Origin of the sequence: Pseudoalteromonas sp. SG43-3 (assembly GCF_014164385.1) — a bacterium.
In the GTDB taxonomy this organism is placed as follows: Bacteria; Pseudomonadota; Gammaproteobacteria; order Enterobacterales; family Alteromonadaceae; genus Pseudoalteromonas; species Pseudoalteromonas distincta.
Genome location: NZ_JACJFC010000017.1, coordinates 62744 through 82784 on the forward strand (window position 1 = coordinate 62744; position 20041 = coordinate 82784).

Sequence of the window (20041 nt, forward strand, 5' to 3'; positions counted from 1 at the left end):
CAGATAATGCATTTATTACTCGTTGAGGACGATCATTTAGTGGCGCAAGGGCTTATTCGCTCTTTGCGCCAAGAGAGCTACAGCGTAGAGCACAGTGGCACAGTAAAGCACGCCTTAGAGTGCCTTTCTAGTGGTGAGATTGAGCTTGTTATTCTCGATTTAGGATTGCCTGATGGCGACGGCTCGCAAGTTTTAAAGCATATTAAAGCGCAAAAAAAAGTAATACCGGTGGTTATTTTAACTGCTCGCGGCAGTATTGACGACAAAGTCCAAGGGCTCGATATGGGAGCAGACGATTACCTTTCAAAGCCGTTTGACCCCGCTGAGCTATTTGCCCGTTTACGTGTAGCAAGCCGGCGCATTAACCAAACGCAATCAAGCTTATTGCGCTGTGGTGATGTAGTAATGGATACTTCTGCTCATACAGTTAAACTAAGTGGGCAGTCACTTACACTACCTCGAAAAGAATACATGCTTTTAAAAGCGCTAATGGAAAATCAGGGAAGGGTACAGTCAAAACAACAACTCGAAAACAAACTTTACCAATGGGGTGAAGAAGTCGGCTCTAATGCCATAGAGGTGCATATTCATCATCTTCGTAAAAAATTCCCTAGTGATTTTATTAAAACCTTACGTGGCATTGGCTACGTGGTTGGTAAGCGTTAGAGTGTATTTGTTTTTCGAGGTTGAAAATGTCTATTCGTAAACGTCTGACCTTAATTTTACTTTCAATGATGGTGCTAACTTGCTTTTTAGCATTAGTAAAAGGCTATCAAAAAAGTATGCACCACGGTGAAAGTTTGCTTGATGATGAACTTAAAATAGTGGCTGACGTTTTAATTGAGCAACCATTGGCACTAAGCACAGATGCAGTACAAGTAAGTAATAATAGCGCTCAGTTGTTGTATCAAATTTGGCAAAATAATAATTTACTTAGTGGCTCATCGAGTTTAACGAATAACCAAATTAGTTTTAGCGAGGGCTTTCAAACGGCCAATGTAGCAGGGCAGCGTATGCGGGTATTTGTGATGAGTAAAAACACCCGTAAAGTCATCGTTGCTGAACCTATGGCAAAGCGTTTTGAATTAGCTGAAACCGTTATTTTATCTGCAATGTTACCTATGCTTTGGGCAGTCCCTCTGCTTGCTATTTTTATTAGCTTTTTTGTTAAATACGCATTAGTCCCTCTTACCCGATTATCTAAGCAGTTGGCGTCTCGCCAAGCGAACGACTTTACGCCAATTAACTGGCAAGTAACCGACGAGGAAATTAAACCGGTTATTAATCGTTTAAACGACTTATTTAAACGCGTAGAAACTGCCTACTTACGGGAGCGCTTTTTTGCCTCAGATGCAGCTCACGAATTACGTACCCCGCTTAGTAGTTTAAAAATTAATGTACATAATTTGGCTAATAAACAAAGTAATCTGCAAGACCATCAAGAATTACAAGCTATGTCGCAAGGCATTAATCGCTTAAGTAATATTGTTGAGCAAATGCTAATTTTAGGACGCACTCAGCCTGAACAATGGCAGAGGCAATTTAGCGAACAATCATTGCTAACGATTACTCAGCAAGTCGTATCGGAGCAATACGACAAAATAGATGAAAAAAACCAAACCATTAGTCTTGAAGGCGATGATTTTGTAATTAATGGTGATGAGTTTACATTAACCACGCTTATCGCTAATTTACTTAGCAATGCCATAAAATACACACCCAATAATGGTCAAATTATAATTAAATTAGTATCAAGTAATAACGGCTTTAGTTGGCAAATTGATGATTCTGGTGCGGGTATGACTGATGAGCAAAAAGAGCGAATATTCAATCGTTTTTATCGCGTAGGTGGCGATCAGCATCCATCAGGCGAGCAAGGTGCTGGTTTAGGTATGGCGATTGTTCAACATATAATTGCTATTTATGGCGCAACTATTCATTTAGCGAATAGCCCTTTAGGTGGGCTAACCGTTAAGGTTACTTTTACAGGAGTAAAAAGTGACTAAACGTTTATTTAATCAGTGCCTTTGTTGTTTGCTATTTTTGTCGTTTAACGCGGCGAGTAAAGAGTACCTTATTGTTTTGAAAGATCACTTGTTCTATCCCTCACAAATTACCATTCCCGCGAATAAAAAAGTAAAGCTATTGATAGAAAACCAAGATAGCACACCAGAAGAGTTTGATAGCTTTGATCTAAACAGAGAAAAAGTACTCTACCCAAACCGTAAAAGCATTATTTATATAGGACCGCTTAGTAAAGGGTATTACGAATTTTTTGGTGAGTTTTCGCCCAATACAGCAAGGGGCGTTGTAATAGTTAGTGATGAGGAGGCGCAGCATGCTAATAACTAGTTTAGTCATGAGCCTTAATCAATTGCTACCTGTGGCTATTTTATTAGTGCTACTACAAGTGGTTAAAAAACAAAGCGCTTTAAAAATAGGATCTGCTTTATTAATTGGCGCGCTCATGTCGTTTTTGTACATGCAAAGTGCTTCGTGGGTGAGCCAGTGGTTTGAACACCAAGGGCTAGAGTACTCACAAATAGGGCTATGTATTACTATATTTATAGCCGTATTAGTATTTGCAATAAAACAAAAATCAGCGGCTTTTTATATTGCTGTTATAAGCACAATAACATTGTATTTAAGCCACTATATTATTTACCTCACCAGTTTTTGGCAAAGTAATGATGCAGGGCAAAGCTTATTTATTGGCACTTTATTAGGTGTTGGAATTTGTTTAAGTTTTAGCGTATTGCTGTACTTTTTAATGAATGCAATTAAGCACCGCTTTGGTATGTATCCGCTTTTTACTTTGCTTGCTTTTAACAGCGCGGCTAAGTTATTAGTTGCACTGGATTTGGCAAGCCAAATAGACTTAATTACCAACACCGCAACCGTGTGGGATTTACGCGATGTATTAAGCGAAAACTCTGAGCTCGGGCGCGTACTGCGTGCTCTTGTTGGTTACGAGGCTACCCCTGATCTAATGAGTGTACTTATATATAGTACTAGTAGCGTGATATTTTTATCACTTTGTTATGTTATTTCGGCTTCAATATCTAAGGAACGTGTATGAAAGCACTCAACCTATATTTAGCGCTTAGCTTTACCGTTTTTTGTTTGTTGGTACTTTCAATCCCAGCAAAGGCCGATGGAATTGTTGTTGATAAGGTATATCACCCCTATGTTTTACCTTTTGAGCGAGAGTTTGAATGGCGGTTAGTGTCGCACCAAACAGATAGTGGCAACATACTAGCGCAGCGTTTGGGTGGTGGCGGTGCTATTAACGATACAATGGCACTAGAAGGTTATTTAGTTGGTGAGCGAGATGACAACGGCGACTTTGGTTTAGAAGCTTATGAGCTTGAACTACGCTGGCAATTAATTGAGCAAGGTAAATTATGGGCTGATTGGGGGGCATTATTTGAGCTTGAAAAAAAACATAATGAAGATGTGTATGAAGCAACTTCGGGTTTTGTGATCGAAAAAGAGTTTGGCAAAACAAGCTTAACTATGAATGCCTTTTTAGTGTACGAGTGGGGGCAGGATATTCAAAATGAATGGGAAAGCGAGTTTAGAGCGCAATATCGCTATCGCTATCGTTCTGCTTTTCAGCCATCTATTGAGGTGTACGTAGGAGAAGACTTTGTTGGCATAGGGCCTGGGTTTATAGGTTTGCAGCGTTTTGATGGACAAAAGCAGTTAAAATGGGAAGCGGGTTTTATCACTGAGATAAGCCAATCAGAAAAAAATCATAGTTTTAGGCTCGCATTAGAATTTGAATTTTAATAACCAAGGAAAGCGGTTTTGGTTGTTTATCACTCTGATTATAGATAGGTACTTGACATATTTTAAAAAATCTATATAGTGGGCTGCAGCTAGAAAGAAAGCATGTAAGCTATAAATCTCCATTTCGATGTTGTATAAGTAATACTTGTAGTACCGTCCTGAAGTTTTTAAAGTACCATCTCATTTTTTGCTACACCCGCTCTTATGAGCATATTTTTTATTTTATATCAGGATATTACAATGTCTAACATCGTATCAGGTACAGTTAAGTGGTTCAACGAGTCTAAAGGTTTTGGTTTCATCGAGCAAGAAAATGGCCCAGACGTTTTCGCACATTTCTCAGCAATCAAAAGCGAAGGTTTCAAAACTTTAGCTGAAGGCCAACGTGTAGAGTTCACTCTTTCACAAGGTCAAAAAGGTCCACAAGCTGATAACATCACAGCTGTATAATTTTACTTTTTAAGTAAAATGAAAAAAAGCGCTTAAGGCGCTTTTTTTGTGTCTGAAATTTGACTCAACCTAAGCTGCACCTATTATTAATGTAAGTTCATCAGTAGGTATCGTTATCATTAAATCCTTCCTTATACTTGTTTTTATATTTATCAGTCATTACGCACAGGCTGAAGGTTTCAAGCTCACGGTCTACACTGAGCACTTTTCGCCATACAATTTTGAAAACAAAGCGGGTCAACTTGTTGGCATAAATCTCGATATTGTAAAAGATGTATGCATTGCGTCAGACATTACCTGTGAATTTAAAATACTTCCTTGGAAACGTGCTTACAGCCTAGCCCAAAAAGATAAGCATTCAGGTATTATCTCTATCGCTAAAACATCTCAAAGAACGCCTATTTTTAATTGGGTAGGGCCTTTGGCATCCAGTGAAACATTTTTTTATAAACTTAAAAAAAATACTCAGTTAAAAATGAATAGCTTAAATGAAGCAAAGCAGTTTTCACTTGCTATCGTAAGAGGGGATATTTACGAATCCATAATTAAAAAAGTAGGGTTTGAAGCAGGTAAAAACCTTTTGTCCATAGGTGATGAAAAGCAATATATGCACTTGTTTTTAAATAGTAAAATAGATTTGATTTTAGGCTCTGAATACACCATTGGTTATCAACTTTCGCCTTTTGGGTATAGTGAAGACGATGTCGTTAGGCTGCAGGAATTACCATTACCTGAGATAGCAGGTAACTACATCGCGTTTAATAAATCAGTACCCAATTACATTGTAGAGCGTTTTAATAGGGAGTTTGAAAAGCTTAAAAAGAAGGATAACTTTTCGGCTTATAAAAAACGTTATAAGCGCTAATGTTAGTACCAGTAAGGCAGCCCTTTCTTTTGCTTTATTTTTAAAAATGCAGCTTGCAGTGATTCTATTAAATGCATATCTGCTTTTTTATTCGCAGCTAAATAAGCATCAATTGTTAGCTCATCTATTTTATAAATAAACTTTAAGTGTGCTGGTTTGAGCTTTAGATAATCACTCATCTGCTGCATATATAAAGGATCGTCTACAATTAAATCTACTTTTTTAGCGAGTAGTAAAGAGTATGACTTTTGAATATCAGAGGTTAAAACAACTTCAAACCCCAGTTTTGCGAGGGTTTGTGTTGAAAAATCATTGCGCTGCATAGCAATTTTGTACACTTTGGCTTGTTCAGTAGTGTTTATAATAAGATCATCTCGCTCTGATAGGCCAATAAAGCCTAGTTCAAAACGTCCGACAGGTCCTATCCAATAAAATTTGTCTTCTCGCTCTACAGTGCGTGCAAGGCTGTATATAAAGGTATTTTTAAGCTCATCTGCAATTTTATAAGCACGTGCCCAAGGGTACATTTGAATGTTAGGTGTTAGATCAGCCTCAGCAAATATATCTCTAATAAATTGAGTACCTTCACCTGCTACCTCACCATCAATCAACACCTGGTTTGGCGGTGCTAACTCTGTAACAACAAGGATGGGTTCTTTTGCTTGAACATACACAGAGCAAATTAAAAAAAGAGAATAAAGAATATATTTCACAATAGCGGATCGTTAGTCGGTTAGCTTAAGTAATATAAGTGTGGCTGAAAATACGAAAAACACAAAAAATATTTATGTGACTTTGTTACTAAGATATTGGTTTATTTGAGTTATATATAACCATAAATAAGGTTAAATAGCTTAAAGGTGGGGGAGTGTATAAATGTGGAAGGCCTAAAACGATAAAAGGGCCTTGCGGCCCTTGGTGAAGTATCGTTCAAGTCAGATAGAGCTTTAACCCCTTAAAGCGCTATCCTCTTGTTTTGCAACACCGGTGTTCATCTCAATAAGTTTCTAAGCTAGCGAGAGGAAAAACCCAGCAATTGCTGCGCTCATAAGGTTAGCCATAGATCCTGCTAACACTGCTCTGAGCCCTAAGCGTGCGATATCCTTCCGCCGACTAGGCGCCATACCGCCTAACCCACCTAGTAAAATGGCTATCGATGATAAGTTAGCAAAGCCACATAGAGCAAAAGTAACAATTGCTTGTGTGTGCGCGCTTAACGTATCGCGATAATTTATAAAGTCTAAGTAAGCAACAAACTCGTTCACTACTATCTTTTGACCAATAAAGCTGCCGGCTATAATTGCTTCATCCCATGGCACACCTAGTAACCATGCAACAGGAGCAAATACATAACCTAATATTTCTTGAAGCGTTAATGTTGGGTAATCAAACCACCCACCAATACCACCTAATAAACCGTTTAGTAGTGCAATTAGCGCTACAAAAGCAAGTAACATTGCACCTACATTAAGTGCTAAATGCATACCGTTTGCTGCACCTGATGCAGCTGCATCAATTACATTTACAGGCTTATCTTCGTCATCTAAATCTAAATCAGCTAAGTTATCTTTAGGCGTTTCAGTTTCTGGCACAATCATCTTGGCCATTAAAAAACCACCTGGAGCAGCCATAAAGCTCGCTGCTATTAAATACTTAAGATCTACGCCAATAATAACGTAACCGGCCATTACAGAGCCTGCCACAGTGGCTAAGCCACCTACCATCACTGCAAACAATTCCGATTTAGTCATTGTTGCTATAAATGGCTTAACTATTAGCGGTGCTTCAGTTTGGCCAACAAAAATATTTGCTGTCGCTGAAAGCGATTCTGTGCGAGAGGTTTTCAATAATTTTTGTAAACCGCCGCCTAAAATCCTAATTATCCAATCCATAATGCCAAGGTGATACAACACAGCAACAAGTGCTGAGAAAAACACGATAACGGGCAAAACTTGAATCGCAAAAATAAAACCTAATGTGTCTTGTGAGGCAAGTGGGCCAAACAAAAACCCAATACCGTCGTTTGCATAACCAATAACCGACGATACGGCTGCTGACATGCTCGTTAACACATTTTTTCCTGCTTCAAAAAACAGGACAAAACCGCCAATAACAACTTGCATCGCAAATGCTATACCAACGGTTCTTAAATTAATTGCCTTGCGATTAGTTGATGCCGCAAAGGCAATGCTTAGTAGCACACACATGCCCACTAAGCTCATAAATGTTGTCATACAAATGTTTCCCGTTGTTATTCTTGTAGTAAATATTTTATCTTACTTTTTATTATATCAATCGCAACGCGGTTCATACCGCCTCGAGTCACAACTAAATCTGCGTTATGCTTAGAAGGCTCAATAAATTGATAAAACATCGGTCTAACAGTTGCTTGATACTGCTCAACAACAGATTGTAATGTTCTGCCTCGTTGCTCCATATCACGTTGCATACGACGCATTAAGCAAATATCTAAAGGCGTATCTATAAACACCTTAATATCAAATTCTTTATTAAGCGCTTTGTCACTCAATAATAAAATACCTTCAACAATGAGTATTTTAGCAGCAGGCACTCGGCGAGTTTTCTCGCTACGTGTATGCTGTGCATAATCATACGTTGGTACTTCAACTGAATTTCCACTACGAAGCTGTGTTAAATGCTCAAGCATTAACGCATGTTCAAATGCATCAGGATGGTCGTAATTCGTTTGCGTACGATGCGCCATCGGTAAATGCGACTGATCCTTGTAGTAAGCATCTTCTTCAATAATGGCGATAGCGCCTGGTTCAAGCTCATTAACCAATTCATTGTATATAGTTTGGCTAAAAAGAGATTTGCCCGACGCAGACGCGCCTGCAATAGCTATAATAGTAGTTCGTGTCACTAAAGTTCTCACCCACACAGAAGGATATATTGTTGGTAGATCACAATAGCAAAAAAGACACGATTAATCTCTTTTGCTTCGCTTAAGAATGCAAATTTATAATGTTTAGGTTTTATGAAACAGGACTTTTGTCCTGTACGGAAAAATCGATCAGCGGATAAAGTAACCACCTAGAATCAAAGTGAGGTCAAAATGGCAAGAGCAATTATCTTAATGGCAGATAGCCTAGGAATCGGTGCAGCACCAGATGCAGATAAATTCGGCGATCTTGGGGCTAATACATTCGCTCACTTACTAAAAGCATATTACGACGAAACAGGCGCTGCATTATCGCTTCCTAACCTATCAAAACTTGGGTTAGTGGATGCATGTGAAGCTGCCGGTGGAGAACCGTGTTTAATTTCAGACCGCCAAGCTTCTCAAGGGGCATGGGGTTACGCTAAAGAATTATCTAGCGGAAAAGACACGCCATCAGGTCATTGGGAAATGGCAGGAGTACCTGTGTTATTTGATTGGGGATATTTCCCAAAAACACAGCCAAGTTTCCCACAAGAATTTATAGACGAGTTTATAGCTCGTACTGGTATTCCTGGCATTTTAGGCAACTGCCATGCATCGGGAACAACCATTTTAGAACAGCTAGGTGAAGAGCACGTAAAAACAGGTAAACCAATCTGTTACACCTCAGCTGATAGCGTGTTTCAAATAGCCGCGCATGAAGAGTCATTCGGCCTAGAGAAGCTTTATCAAGTTTGCGAAATCGCACGGGCGCTACTTGATGAAATGAATATAGGACGAGTGATTGCGCGGCCATTTTTGGGTTCAAATAGCCAAGACTTTGCTCGAACGGGTAATCGTCGCGACTATTCAGTGCTTCCGCCAGCACCAACATTGCTAGATGTGTTAGCAAAAGACGGCGGCGAAGTAATTAGTATTGGTAAAATTTCAGATATTTACGCGCATCAGGGCATAACCCAAAAGCATAAAGCACCTGGGCTTATGAACTTGCTAGAAAAAACCAACGAAGTAATGAAAAGCGCACCAGATCATAGCTTAATCTTTACTAACCTAGTTGATTTTGATGAAAAATTTGGTCATCGCCGTAACCCAGTAGGTTATGCAAAAGCATTAAAAGAATTTGATGACTATTTACCAACTATACTAAAGCAGTTAAACGCAGATGATATATTAATGATCACTGCAGATCACGGTTGTGACCCAACCTTTCCAGGTTCTGAGCACACTCGCGAATACGTACCGGTTATTGCATATAAACCAGGTATGAGTAACACACCTCTAGGTGAACGCAACAGCTTTGCAGATATCGGTCAAACACTGGCACAGTGGTTTAACTTATCTGCGCTTGATTACGGCGACAGCTTTTTAAATGAGCTAACAACGCCAAATAAAAAGGAAAACAATTAATGAGTACTCCGCATATCAGTGCAAACGTTGGTGATTTCGCCGAAACAGTATTAATGCCAGGCGATCCGCTACGTGCGCAATATATTGCTGAAAACTTTTTAGATGATGCAGTACAAGTTACAGGTGTTCGTAACATGTACGGTTTCACTGGTACTTACAAAGGTAAGCCAGTAAGCATCATGGGTTCAGGCATGGGCATTCCATCAATGTCTATTTATGCACGTGAGCTAATTGTAAGCTTTGGCGTTAAAAATATTATACGTATTGGTACGTGTGGTGGTATTGGCACAGATATCAAAATCCGTGACGTAATTTTTGCACAAGGTGCAAGCACAGATTCAAACGTAAACCGAGCACGTGTTCGTGGCTACGATTTTGCTGCTATTGCTAACTTTGACCTACTTTTAAACGGTGTAAACGCCGCTAAAGAGCTAGGAATAGAGGCAAAAGTAGGTAACGTATTTACAACCGACACTTTCTACCAAGCAGACGACTCGTTCTATAAAGACTTAGACAAGTTAGGCATGCTAGCAGTAGATATGGAAACAGCCGGTTTATATGGCGTTGCAGCTGAATACGGCGCAAATGCAATGGCATTATTTACAGTAAGTGACCACGTAATCACCGGTGAAGCAACACCTGCTGATGAGCGTCAAAGCACGTTTAACGAAATGGTTAAAATTGCATTAGAGTCAATAGCTTAAATAATACATAACAGTTCCTTGGTAACGTATTCACTAAGTTTTGGAGACACGCCCAAAGTGAAGTGAGACTAACCTCCAAAGCCGCATTTTATGCGGCTTTTTTTATGCCTGAAGAAAATGGGTAGCATTTAATTCAACCATCCTAAAAACTACGTTTTTAAACGCCTGCAAGCAGCGCGTCTACAGGTAAATTAAACTGCTGAGTGTAAGTTTCTCAGGTAGGCACTAAGCTTGCTCGCGCGAGAAGTACTTAAGCTAACTACTCTAAAAGCGCAGCATCTCTAAACCTATTTGTGTATAACAGCCCTAAAAAACAATATGCACGCAGAGAAGAAAAGGAGGAGCAAATGAGAAGAGCAAAACCAATGCTGACTCGGCATTATAAAAGTACAAGCGTTGCTTTAAAAGCTTGTAACCTGCGCGAATAGCTGTGTTTATACCAAGTTTAGAGTATGACTTGTTGCTCATGTTAGAAGCACAGTTTCTGATTGTTTTTATTATTTTAACTTCTAAGCTCTTCTCTAAAAGCGCAGCGTCTCTAAACCTCTTTGTCAATTAATCACTTTTGATCTTAGCTCTACGCTAGAGCTGAGTTTGTAGAGCGCAGTTAAGCTTCTAATTACACAACAAACTTTACCTTTAAAAACAAAAAAGGGCCAAGGCCCTTTTTTATGGTGTTGCGCCTAATCATACAGGCCAAATTCTGAGTGCTTAAACAACTTCACCAGCCACTATCGTATTAAAGCTGTCGTTGTCATGCAGGCTTGCAAATGCGCTCTCATGTAATAATTCATTACGTAAGTTTGGAGAGTATTCAAGTGCCATTTTAATATCGGCTAAGGCATCAGCATGCTTATGTGTTAGTGCATAAGCACATGCTCGTTGCCAATAGGCATAACCATAGTCACTATCTATATCAATAGCTTGATTACACAGCTCAATGGCTTGTGCTGTTTCATTAATTTCTAGTAGTGCATCGGCTTTATAAGCAATGGCTTCAACATCTTCAGGTTTGCGATTGAGTATTTCATCAAAAATTTCAATTTTATTTGCAAAATCACTTTCTAGGTTTGCGCGCATCCACAACGAATGAACTTCGTTAGTCACCGATATGCGCTCTTGGTTGCTGAGTATTTCTTCTGAGCGAACGCGTAGTTTTTCTTCAAGAATTTTTAATCGGTCTTCATACTCGTCTGTAATTACACTCACACGCGTATTTACAATATCTTCTACTTTGTTTTTAACATCGCGCAACGAGTTCCAACCCACTAAAACTAAAATCGACGCCGTAGCGGTAATTATAAAAAACACATTATTAATGGTATCTGTAGTGTACGTTAATGCGCGATCGGCAGTATCAAGCTGCGCATGAGTAACCTGCTTAGTTACATCTTCACGAAGCTTTTGCTGATCTTGCCTAACTGCTTTTAGCTCATCTAATATGTAGCGCTCCATTAGCGGCTTATACATAGGCTCTTTGAGTTGTTGAAGAGCTTGTTGCTCTTGTTGTGCTGTAGGTGAAGCTGGTTGCTTTTCAGCAGAGTTCACTATGCCTGAAAACAAATTTAAACAAACAAAAAGTACAGATAGGTAATAACGCATTGGTACGCCTAATTAAATTAATTACTGTAATAACTTTAACATGCAGGGCTTAATGGCACTAGGGCGTGTTGTTCTTTGTGGATTAAAATTGACCTAATTTAGATAGGAGCAATAGTTGTAAAATTTTTTTAGCCTAGTGAGCTTAGAATAATAGGGTAAAGCGTGAGCATATTACCATGCCCAGGTAATTTGAGTAAAAATAGGCAAAAAAAAACCAGCTCAAGGTGAGCTGGCAAAAACTGCTTAAAACAACAATATGTCGTAGGGATTCACAGGAGAACAACTTCATACTAACTGAATCTTTATGAACAAATACTTAATTCAATTCAACTAGTTAAAAATATAAAAATACTCAAAGTATTCGGTTTATAAAGTAAAGGTGCATTGGGCTTAAGTAATGCACCTTTATCATTATAACTATCTAACTACAATTTCATGGTGAAGGGGGGTATTCCAATGTGCGCTTTAGTAAACTAAAGCCACTTTCAAACCCTTCACATACCATTACGCCGAAATTTTTCAATTCGATCACAGGTCTAGTAAAAAGATTAAGGTTAATTCACCGATTTTTAAATTTTTATTTTGCGTAATGCTTTATATGCGCACCATCTGACTTTTTTACTATTATTTTAAACGCCACTTTAAGCCTATTGTTAAATACATCATTAACGTAAGGGCAATCAAAAATATAAATTGGAGCAATCGTTTTAAATAGTATGTTGAGGCTGGCGTAGCATAATTTATACGCCTATATTAAGGATACGTAAGCACTTAGGTAGGCACGCTGAGTAAAAAGTAAGCCTATTAAATAAAAATAACCGTTACTTTTTAAAAAGTTATAAACACATAAGCAATAATACTGATTGTTTAAGTATTTTACTTTTCTATTTTAAGGATTTCACAATGAGCAAGCCAACAGCGGGTAAATGCCCTGTTATGCACGGTAGTAATTCAGTTGTTTCTAAAGTAAACACCGATTGGTGGCCAAACACACTCAACTTAGACATTCTTCATCAACACGATACTAAATCAAATCCATACGGTACTAATTTTAACTACGCAGAAGCATTTGAATCTCTAGATTTAGACGAAGTTAAAGCCGACTTAAAAACCTTTATGACCGACAGCCAAGATTGGTGGCCTGCCGATTGGGGCCATTACGGTGGTTTAATGATTCGTATGGCATGGCACTCAGCGGGTACGTACCGTTTATCTGATGGTCGTGGTGGCGCAAGTACCGGTAACCAACGTTTCTCGCCTTTAAATTCATGGCCAGATAACGCAAGCTTAGATAAAGCACGCAGACTTTTATGGCCACTTAAGAAAAAATACGGTAACAAACTTTCATGGGCCGATTTATTTATTCTTGCTGGTAATATGGCATACGAATCAATGGGTCTTAAAATTTATGGTTTTGCGGGCGGCCGTGAAGACATTTGGCATCCAGAAAAAGATATTTACTGGGGTGCAGAAAAAGAATGGTTAGCACCAAGTGATGAACGCTACGACAATGTAGAAAAACCAGACACCATGGAAAACCCATTAGCCGCAGTACAAATGGGCCTAATTTACGTTAACCCTGAAGGTGTTAATGGTATACCCGATCCACAAAAAACGGCAGATCACGTACGTGAAACATTTGCTCGCATGGCGATGGACGATGAAGAAACCGCAGCATTAACAGTGGGCGGCCATACAGTGGGTAAAACTCACGGTAATGGTAAAGCAGAGCACTTAGGTCCAGAGCCAGAAGCAGCAGACGTACACGAGCAAGGTTTAGGTTGGAACAGCACCAAAGAAGGCGGCTTTGGTCGTCATACTGTAACTTCAGGCCTTGAAGGCGCATGGACCACACACCCAACTACATGGGATAACGGATACTGCCACTTACTTTTAAATTACGAATGGGAACTCACTAAAAGCCCAGCTGGCGCTCATCAGTGGGAACCTGTAAATATTAAAGAAGAAGACAAACCAGTAGACGTAGAAGATCCATCAATTCGTTTAAACCCAATGATGACCGATGCCGATATGGCCATGAAAGTGGACCCTGCGTACCGTAAAATAATTGAGCGTTTTTATAACGACTTTGAATACTTCTCTGATGTATTTGCACGCGCATGGTTTAAGCTAACTCACCGCGATTTAGGTCCTAAAGCATGTTACTTAGGTAAAGATGTACCAAGCGAAGACCTAATTTGGCAAGATCCTATTCCAGCAGTTGATTACACATTATCAGACGATGAAATCACAAGCTTAAAAGCACAGCTACTTGATTGCGGTGTAAGTGCAAGTGATTTAATAAATACAGCGTGGGATAGTGCACGTACGTATCGTGGTTCTGATCGTCGCGGTGGCGTAAATGGCGCACGTATTCGTTTAGCACCACAAAAAGATTGGCAAGGTAATGAGCCAGAGCGCTTAGCAAGTGTGCTTAGTGCCCTTGAAAAAGTACAGGCGGGTTTATCTAAGCCAGTAAGCATGGCTGATTTAATCGTTTTAGGTGGTACAGCGGCTGTAGAGCAAGCTGCAAAACAAGCCGGTGTTAATGTAACAGTACCATTTGCACCAGGACGAGGGGACGCAACAGACGAAATGACTGATGCAGAATCGTTCGATCCGCTTGAGCCTGTTCATGATGGATTTAGAAACTACCTTAAAAATGACTTTAGCGTATCCTCAGAAGAGCTATTGTTAGAGCGCAGCCAATTAATGGGCTTAACAGCACCAGAAATGACTGCACTTATGGGCGGCATGCGTGTACTAGGCACAAACTACGCAGGCACTAAACATGGCGTATTTACCGATAATGTAGGCACGCTATCTACCGACTTTTTTGTAAACCTAACCGACATGGCTAACAACTGGAAGCCACTAGAGCCAGGTATATATAATATTGTTGAGCGCAAAACAGGCACTATTAAATGGACTGCCACACGCGTAGATTTAGTGTTTGGTTCAAACTCTATTTTACGTGCCCTAAGTGAGTTTTATGCACAAGACGATAATAAAGAACGTTTTGTACATGACTTTGTAAATGCATGGGTAAAAGTAATGAACGCAGACAGGTTCGATCTTAAATAATCTGTACGCTAAATAAAAACGGGGGAGTATTGAATACTCCCCCGTTTTTTATGCGTTTTAATTTCACGGCTAGATAAGCCCGCTTTTTTTAAAGCAATAAAACTTATAAAAGTGCAAAAAGCTTTTGTAGTTGTGGCATATATTCGCTCACAAGTTCAAGGTTGTTTTCGCTTACTAAAGATTCTGTAGACTCCTCAGCTGCGCTTGACGATTTACCAAACGAACCCATTAATGAGCTAGCGCCTTTATCTTTAGCACTTTTCATACTTTGAAAACCGCCCATTACTTTATTAGCAGTTTCTTGGTTATCAGCCGAAAGGCCCGACTTAAGATTTTCGATATAAGCCATTGATACTTCAGAACCTACAGTTACTAGCTGCTCTGGCGTAAAACCGTAACGGTTTGTAACACTCGCAAAGCTTTTGTATAGGTCTTGTTCTTTAATCATGCTTAATGCACTGTTAGCTAAAGAGCTTTGTTCGCCAACACTTTGATCTGCAGAACCACCTAGCATACTTGCTAAATCTAAGTCTTTTAACGACTCTTGGCTGCTTGCCCAGCTAGTCACAGCTGGCAGTGCTTTCATATAGCTTTGAAGTTGACCTTCGTTAATATCCTCTGCAAGGCTTGAGAAACTCATCGCTAATAAGCTAAGTGATACAAGTATTTTTTTCATTGAGCATTTCCTAGTATTAAAGTAGTGCCAATTAGAAGCTAATAAGCAACACTTGCCAACACAAAATAAAATATTGGCTGATTTATAGTACAATTTATGAGAATTTATTTAAGTTCTAAGAATTTAGTTGATTCACCACAAGCTAATGTACTGATGATATAATGTATTTTTGACAAATAGAGCTGAACACAATGTTAACAATTTCAAATACTGTCACTATCGATGAATGGGAACTAGAGCTCACAGCTATTCGTTCGCAAGGTGCCGGTGGTCAAAATGTTAATAAAGTAGCAAGTGCAATTCATTTACGTTTTGACATTAACCGCTCTAAATTACCTGACTTCTACAAAGAACGCTTACTTGCATTAAATGATACAAGAATTACCAAAGACGGCGTCTTAATCATTAAAGCGCAAAGCCACCGTACCCAAGAGCTAAACAGAGAAGATGCCCTTAAGCGTTTAAAGGATTTAATCCTTAGTGCTACGGTAGTTAATAAAGCGCGTCGAGCCACCAAGCCCAGCCGTAATTCACAGCGAAAGCGCATGGACAAAAAAACCAAGCATGGGCAAAACAAAGCGCTACGCGGCAGCATAAAGTTTTAGCTTTAAATGATATTAATAAAGTAGATAAGGGGCTTGATATTTACATGCATGCACTATTTTTACACCGTATTGCTTGTATAAAAATATAAGTGAGGGTTAGCCTCACTTATAATAACTATTAATATTTACTTAGCCATCTCTAAATCAGATTCTGCATCTGCCAACATTGCAAACTCTTCATCAGCGCTTTTAGCAACTAAGTGTTTTGAGCTGTAGCCAAAGTAATATACGGCGCCCACAATAAACAGCATTATAGTGTATAAAAATGCACGAGGGTCGAACGCATACACACCCGTTAATGCTATAAGCGAAAGCACTAAAGCGATACTTGAAGTTACTACGCCCCCTGGGGTTTTATACGGGCGAGGTAAATCAGGTTGTTTAACGCGTAGCAAAATATGGCTCAGCGCCATTAATGCATACGATACAGTTGCACCTACTACAGCCATTGCAAGTATTAAATCACCCTCGCCACTAAGTGATACTAAAAAACCAAATACGGCAGGTACAATCAACGCACGTGCTGGCACTTTGCGATTAGTCGTAATCGACAACGAACGCGATAAATATCCGGCTCTAGATAAAGCAAACACTAAGCGACTATAACCATAAATAATAGAGAAAAACGAAGCAACTAAACCCGCAAGCCCTAATATATTTACTACAGTTGCTAAGGCCTCACTACCCGATGCATTTAATGCATCAACCAAAGGTACAGCACTTGCGCCCATTGCAGCAGCACCGCCAGCGCCAGGCACTAAAACAACAACTAAAAAAGCAGTAAATAACAAAAAGATCATTGCACCAATAATGCCTTTTGGCACATCTTTAGCGGGATCTTTTGCCTCTTCTGCAGCAAGCGGTACACCTTCAACCGCTAAAAATAACCACATGGCAAACGGTAATGCAGCCCAAACCCCGTACCAACCTAAAGGTAAAAACTCACTGGCTCCCACTGCATCGGTTACGGGGACGTCAAATAAGCGTGATGCATCAAAATTTGTAATTAAAACAAAAGCCGTTGCAATAATAGCTAATACTGCTAAACCACTTATTACCATCATTACTTTAAGTGCTTCTCCTACGCCTGCTAAATGAATTCCCACAAATAGTAAGTAAAATAATGCATATACCCATGGTCCATTAAATCCGGTAAGGGCTTCAACTGCAGAGCCTATAAAAATAACAATAGCAGCGGGTGCTAAGGCGTATTCAATTAATACCGCAAGCCCGGTTAAATAGCCTCCCGCAGGCCCCATAGCTTGGCGCGCAAAACTATAACCACCGCCTGCTGCAGGTATTGCAGCTGACATTTCAGCAAGCGACAATACCAGCGCTAAATACATAACTGCCATTAACACTGCAGCAATGGCAAAGCCACCCCAACCCGCTTCGGCAATACCAAAGTTCCAACCTGCAAAGTCACCCGATATTACATACGACACACCCAAACCTGCGAGTAATAACCACCCCGCAGTACCTCGTTTTAACTGTCTTTTAGCAAGGTACTCTGTATTATTAGTAGACATAACCCTTCTCCGTTGATGTTTAGTTTTTATTGTTTTATTTCATGTGTTTTTAATTAAAATTACTCAGCAATTAAAAAGTTAGTGGTTGAAACCTGATGCTCAATTACATCGTCTTGTGTACGGTCTTTTAAATTAACCCCAGTTAGTTTTAGTTTTTTAGCTTCACGTAATAAGTACAGCGCACGCCTAGCCGCTTCTGTATAAGGTAGGCCTGCTGGGCGAATATTCGATATGCAATTACGACATGCATCGTTAAGTCCTGTTTTAGGCTCCCATGTTAAATACAAGCCAAGGCTATCTGGCGAACTAAGTCCTGGGCGCTCTCCTATTAACACCATAACCACCTGCGCATTTAGCAACTCACCTATATCGTCGCCAATTGCTACTCGACCTTGTTCAACCAAAGTAATGGGGGCAATTTTAAATTGCTTGTCTGTTGTAAGGTGCGCTAATAGCTCTGTTATAAATGGGCATGCATTTTTTTGTACCGCTAACGAGGAGAGTCCATCAACCACTACAATCGCTAAATCGTATTTAGCCTGTGTAGTGTGCTTTTGTTTATTCATATAGCTGAGAAGTATTTGCCTACCATTTTCATCAAGCTTGCGGCCTAAATCAGGTCGCTGAAGGTAAGTAACCCTGTCAACAGCTTGGCTGTGTAAATGCAGGGGAGGGGCAACATCTTTTAATACGCTAATACTGCCTAGTTGCTCAGTCATTTCGTTAATATCAAGCGGAAAACTCACTGCATCGCGCGCTTGTGCATGAGATAGCTGAAAAGCCAGCATTTCTGAGGTTGGCAAACTTATACCCGCACGCCCAAGCCCAATACGGGCGTCGGTAAAACGGCGTAAATCACTCCAAGGATTGTGCACTACATTACCGTTATTTTTATGCTTGTTTACTGAGTCATCTAAAGGAGTGCTCTGTTTTAAACGTGATTTCATGAGCCACCTCCAGTAATTGCACCCAGAGGTTTAGCAAAAGCGGGAGGCAAGGTATCTGAAAGTGTAATATCGGAAGTGCTTTGCATTATTTTCATTTTGCTTAGCCATGCTTCAAACTCGGGGGCAGGTCTAGAGCCAAGTACACGGCGAACATATAATGCATCATGAAACGACGTAGTTTGGTAATTAAGCATTATATCGTCAGAGCCAGGTATTCCCATTACAAACGAGCAACCAGCAACACCTAATAGCGTAAGCAAGTTATCCATATCGTTTTGATCAGCCTCTGCATGATTGGTGTAACACACATCGCATCCCATCGGTATGCCTAGTAACTTAGCGCAAAAGTGATCCTCAAGTCCTGCTCGGGTAATTTCTTTACCATCAAACAAATATTCAGGGCCAATAAACCCTACCACGGTATTTACCAGTAACGGGTTAAACTTACGAGCAACGGCATAAGCGCGAGCTTCACACGTTTGCTGATCAAGCTCATGATGCGCATTTGCTGAAAGCGAACTGCCTTGCCCAGTTTCAAAATACATTACATTATTGCCAACAGTGCCACGCTTTAAACTCAAAGCGGCATCTTGCGCTTCAGCTAAGGTATTTAAATTAAAACCAAAACTTGAATTAGTAGCCTCTGTGCCACCAATCGACTGAAATACTAAATCAACCGGTGCGCCAGCTTCTATACATTCAATGGTGTTAGTAACATGGGTGAGCACGCAGCTTTGGGTTGGTATGGCGTACTTTTGAATAACATCATCCATTAACGTCATTAATTTAATGGCTTGGGCAACGTTATCGGTTGCAGGGTTTATACCTATTACTGCATCGCCATTACCGTATAGCAAACCATCAAGCATGCATGCAGCAATACCATTAATATCGTCAGTTGGGTGATTTGGTTGTAAACGTGTAGATAAACGCCCGGGGAGGCCAATAGTATTTCTAAAAGCACTCGTAACATGGCACTTTTTAGCAATTAATATGAGATCTTGATTGCGCATTATTTTGCTAACAGCAGCAGCCATTTCCGGCGTAATACCTTGCCTTATACTTGCAAGTACAGCAGGTGTTGCAAAGTCACTTAAAAGCCAATTACGAAAATCGCCTACGGTTAAATGTGCAATAGCCATAAAGGCATTTGCATCGTGCTCGTCAATAATTAAGCGTGTAATTTCGTCATCTTCGTAGGGAATAAGTACCTCATTTAAAAATGTTTTAAGAGGTATATCCGCCAATGTCATTTGTGCCACAGCACGTTCTTGTGCTGATTGTGCAATTACGCCCGCTAAGCGATCACCCGAACGCTGCGGTGTAGCTTTAGCCATTAACTGGGCTAAGTTCTTGAATTTATAAGTATGTGTACCTAAAGTGTAACTGTACGCTTGCCCCATGATTTACTCCACATAACTAATATGATCAACCTTGGTATAGGTTTTGCTGCATCTTTAGCTATAAATCAATATTGA

At 39.9% G+C, this 20041-nt stretch carries 19 protein-coding genes; 11 read left to right on the forward strand and 8 right to left on the reverse strand.

Going from position 1 to position 20041, the window contains the following annotated elements:
- The first annotated feature begins 6 nt into the window (after window positions 1-6).
- The 7 genes from H5157_RS15335 to H5157_RS15365 all read left to right on the forward strand — a co-directional run bounded on the left by H5157_RS15335 (window position 7) and on the right by H5157_RS15365 (window position 5107).
- Window positions 7-666 carry a response regulator transcription factor gene (locus H5157_RS15335; RefSeq protein ID WP_182725016.1) on the forward strand — a complete coding sequence of 220 codons (660 nt, stop codon included), beginning with the start codon at window positions 7-9 and terminating at the stop codon, window positions 664-666.
- Between the two features lie 26 nt (window positions 667-692).
- Window positions 693-2006, forward strand: a complete 1314-nt coding sequence (locus H5157_RS15340) for an ATP-binding protein (RefSeq protein WP_182725017.1) — start codon at window positions 693-695, stop codon at window positions 2004-2006.
- Window positions 1999-2352: a cupredoxin domain-containing protein gene (locus tag H5157_RS15345; protein WP_024595839.1), complete on the forward strand. Its 354-nt coding sequence runs from the start codon at window positions 1999-2001 to the stop codon at window positions 2350-2352. Before H5157_RS15340 ends, H5157_RS15345 begins: the two co-directional genes overlap by 8 nt.
- A complete protein-coding gene (locus tag H5157_RS15350; protein ID WP_024595838.1) occupies window positions 2339-3079 on the forward strand; it encodes a hypothetical protein in 741 nt (246 codons plus the stop codon). The genes H5157_RS15345 and H5157_RS15350 overlap by 14 nt, the downstream gene beginning before the upstream one ends.
- Window positions 3076-3792 carry a hypothetical protein gene (locus tag H5157_RS15355; RefSeq protein ID WP_182692991.1) on the forward strand — a complete coding sequence of 239 codons (717 nt, stop codon included), beginning with the start codon at window positions 3076-3078 and terminating at the stop codon, window positions 3790-3792. The genes H5157_RS15350 and H5157_RS15355 overlap by 4 nt, the downstream gene beginning before the upstream one ends.
- Before the next feature lie 240 nt (window positions 3793-4032).
- On the forward strand, window positions 4033-4242 hold the full coding sequence (locus H5157_RS15360) for a cold-shock protein (protein ID WP_002959120.1): 210 nt from the start codon (window positions 4033-4035) through the stop codon (window positions 4240-4242).
- 151 nt (window positions 4243-4393) lie between these two features.
- A complete protein-coding gene (locus tag H5157_RS15365) occupies window positions 4394-5107 on the forward strand; it encodes a transporter substrate-binding domain-containing protein (protein ID WP_310736855.1) in 714 nt (237 codons plus the stop codon).
- Between the two features lie 2 nt (window positions 5108-5109).
- On the opposite strand, the gene H5157_RS15370 is transcribed toward H5157_RS15365, so the two are convergent.
- The 3 genes from H5157_RS15370 to udk form a co-directional block, all read right to left on the reverse strand.
- Window positions 5110-5820, reverse strand: coding sequence for an ABC transporter substrate-binding protein (locus H5157_RS15370; RefSeq protein WP_182725018.1), 711 nt, complete (start codon window positions 5818-5820; stop codon window positions 5110-5112).
- Between the two features lie 294 nt (window positions 5821-6114).
- Window positions 6115-7341, reverse strand: a complete 1227-nt coding sequence (locus H5157_RS15375; RefSeq protein WP_039488805.1) for a NupC/NupG family nucleoside CNT transporter — start codon at window positions 7339-7341, stop codon at window positions 6115-6117.
- 17 nt (window positions 7342-7358) lie between these two features.
- Complete coding sequence (gene udk / locus H5157_RS15380; RefSeq protein WP_024596281.1) at window positions 7359-7991, reverse strand: uridine kinase; 633 nt, start codon at window positions 7989-7991, stop codon at window positions 7359-7361.
- Between the two features lie 192 nt (window positions 7992-8183).
- Here udk and H5157_RS15385 point away from each other — a divergent pair, with 192 nt between their 5' ends.
- Window positions 8184-9416 carry a phosphopentomutase gene (locus H5157_RS15385; protein ID WP_182725019.1) on the forward strand — a complete coding sequence of 411 codons (1233 nt, stop codon included), beginning with the start codon at window positions 8184-8186 and terminating at the stop codon, window positions 9414-9416.
- Window positions 9416-10120 carry a purine-nucleoside phosphorylase gene (deoD, locus tag H5157_RS15390; protein WP_024596283.1) on the forward strand — a complete coding sequence of 235 codons (705 nt, stop codon included), beginning with the start codon at window positions 9416-9418 and terminating at the stop codon, window positions 10118-10120. The genes H5157_RS15385 and deoD overlap by 1 nt, the downstream gene beginning before the upstream one ends.
- A 711-nt stretch (window positions 10121-10831) precedes the next feature.
- On the opposite strand, the gene H5157_RS15395 is transcribed toward deoD, so the two are convergent.
- Window positions 10832-11722 carry a TPR end-of-group domain-containing protein gene (locus tag H5157_RS15395; protein ID WP_024596284.1) on the reverse strand — a complete coding sequence of 297 codons (891 nt, stop codon included), beginning with the start codon at window positions 11720-11722 and terminating at the stop codon, window positions 10832-10834.
- Window positions 11723-12625: 903 nt separating this feature from the next.
- Here H5157_RS15395 and katG point away from each other — a divergent pair.
- Window positions 12626-14806 carry a catalase/peroxidase HPI gene (gene katG, locus H5157_RS15400; RefSeq protein WP_182725020.1) on the forward strand — a complete coding sequence of 727 codons (2181 nt, stop codon included), beginning with the start codon at window positions 12626-12628 and terminating at the stop codon, window positions 14804-14806.
- 103 nt (window positions 14807-14909) lie between these two features.
- Here katG and H5157_RS15405 read toward each other — a convergent pair whose 3' ends face one another.
- Window positions 14910-15482: a hypothetical protein gene (locus H5157_RS15405; RefSeq protein WP_002959106.1), complete on the reverse strand. Its 573-nt coding sequence runs from the start codon at window positions 15480-15482 to the stop codon at window positions 14910-14912.
- Between the two features lie 191 nt (window positions 15483-15673).
- Between H5157_RS15405 and arfB the strand changes: the two genes are divergently transcribed.
- A complete protein-coding gene (gene arfB / locus H5157_RS15410) occupies window positions 15674-16087 on the forward strand; it encodes an alternative ribosome rescue aminoacyl-tRNA hydrolase ArfB (RefSeq protein ID WP_002959105.1) in 414 nt (137 codons plus the stop codon).
- A 125-nt stretch (window positions 16088-16212) separates the two neighbouring features.
- Here arfB and eat read toward each other — a convergent pair whose 3' ends face one another.
- From eat to H5157_RS15425, 3 genes are read right to left on the reverse strand one after another with little or no spacing between them, the layout of a single operon-like run.
- The gene (eat, locus tag H5157_RS15415) at window positions 16213-17616 is read right to left on the reverse strand and encodes an ethanolamine permease (RefSeq protein ID WP_182725021.1); all 1404 of its coding nucleotides are present in this window, start codon (window positions 17614-17616) and stop codon (window positions 16213-16215) included.
- Window positions 17617-17675: 59 nt separating this feature from the next.
- A complete protein-coding gene (gene eutC / locus H5157_RS15420; protein WP_024594887.1) occupies window positions 17676-18563 on the reverse strand; it encodes an ethanolamine ammonia-lyase subunit EutC in 888 nt (295 codons plus the stop codon).
- Complete coding sequence (locus H5157_RS15425; protein ID WP_182693225.1) at window positions 18560-19966, reverse strand: ethanolamine ammonia-lyase subunit EutB; 1407 nt, start codon at window positions 19964-19966, stop codon at window positions 18560-18562. The genes eutC and H5157_RS15425 overlap by 4 nt, the downstream gene beginning before the upstream one ends.
- Window positions 19967-20041: the final 75 nt, after the last annotated feature.

Excerpts from the sequence above, each read along its gene's own strand:
- H5157_RS15375 (WP_039488805.1), bottom strand. The coding sequence starts at position 7,341 with ATGACAACATTTATGAGCTTAGTGGGCATGTGTGTGCTACTAAGCATT.
- H5157_RS15335 (WP_182725016.1), top strand. The coding sequence starts at position 7 with ATGCATTTATTACTCGTTGAGGACGATCATTTAGTGGCGCAAGGGCTT.
- katG (WP_182725020.1), top strand. The coding sequence starts at position 12,626 with ATGAGCAAGCCAACAGCGGGTAAATGCCCTGTTATGCACGGTAGTAAT.
- H5157_RS15340 (WP_182725017.1), top strand. The coding sequence starts at position 693 with ATGTCTATTCGTAAACGTCTGACCTTAATTTTACTTTCAATGATGGTG.
- H5157_RS15350 (WP_024595838.1), top strand. The coding sequence starts at position 2,339 with ATGCTAATAACTAGTTTAGTCATGAGCCTTAATCAATTGCTACCTGTG.
- eutC (WP_024594887.1), bottom strand. The coding sequence starts at position 18,563 with ATGAAATCACGTTTAAAACAGAGCACTCCTTTAGATGACTCAGTAAAC.
- H5157_RS15425 (WP_182693225.1), bottom strand. The coding sequence starts at position 19,966 with ATGGGGCAAGCGTACAGTTACACTTTAGGTACACATACTTATAAATTC.
- H5157_RS15385 (WP_182725019.1), top strand. The coding sequence starts at position 8,184 with ATGGCAAGAGCAATTATCTTAATGGCAGATAGCCTAGGAATCGGTGCA.
- arfB (WP_002959105.1), top strand. The coding sequence starts at position 15,674 with ATGTTAACAATTTCAAATACTGTCACTATCGATGAATGGGAACTAGAG.
- H5157_RS15395 (WP_024596284.1), bottom strand. The coding sequence starts at position 11,722 with ATGCGTTATTACCTATCTGTACTTTTTGTTTGTTTAAATTTGTTTTCA.
- H5157_RS15360 (WP_002959120.1), top strand. The coding sequence starts at position 4,033 with ATGTCTAACATCGTATCAGGTACAGTTAAGTGGTTCAACGAGTCTAAA.
- H5157_RS15355 (WP_182692991.1), top strand. The coding sequence starts at position 3,076 with ATGAAAGCACTCAACCTATATTTAGCGCTTAGCTTTACCGTTTTTTGT.
- deoD (WP_024596283.1), top strand. The coding sequence starts at position 9,416 with ATGAGTACTCCGCATATCAGTGCAAACGTTGGTGATTTCGCCGAAACA.
- eat (WP_182725021.1), bottom strand. The coding sequence starts at position 17,616 with ATGTCTACTAATAATACAGAGTACCTTGCTAAAAGACAGTTAAAACGA.
- H5157_RS15405 (WP_002959106.1), bottom strand. The coding sequence starts at position 15,482 with ATGAAAAAAATACTTGTATCACTTAGCTTATTAGCGATGAGTTTCTCA.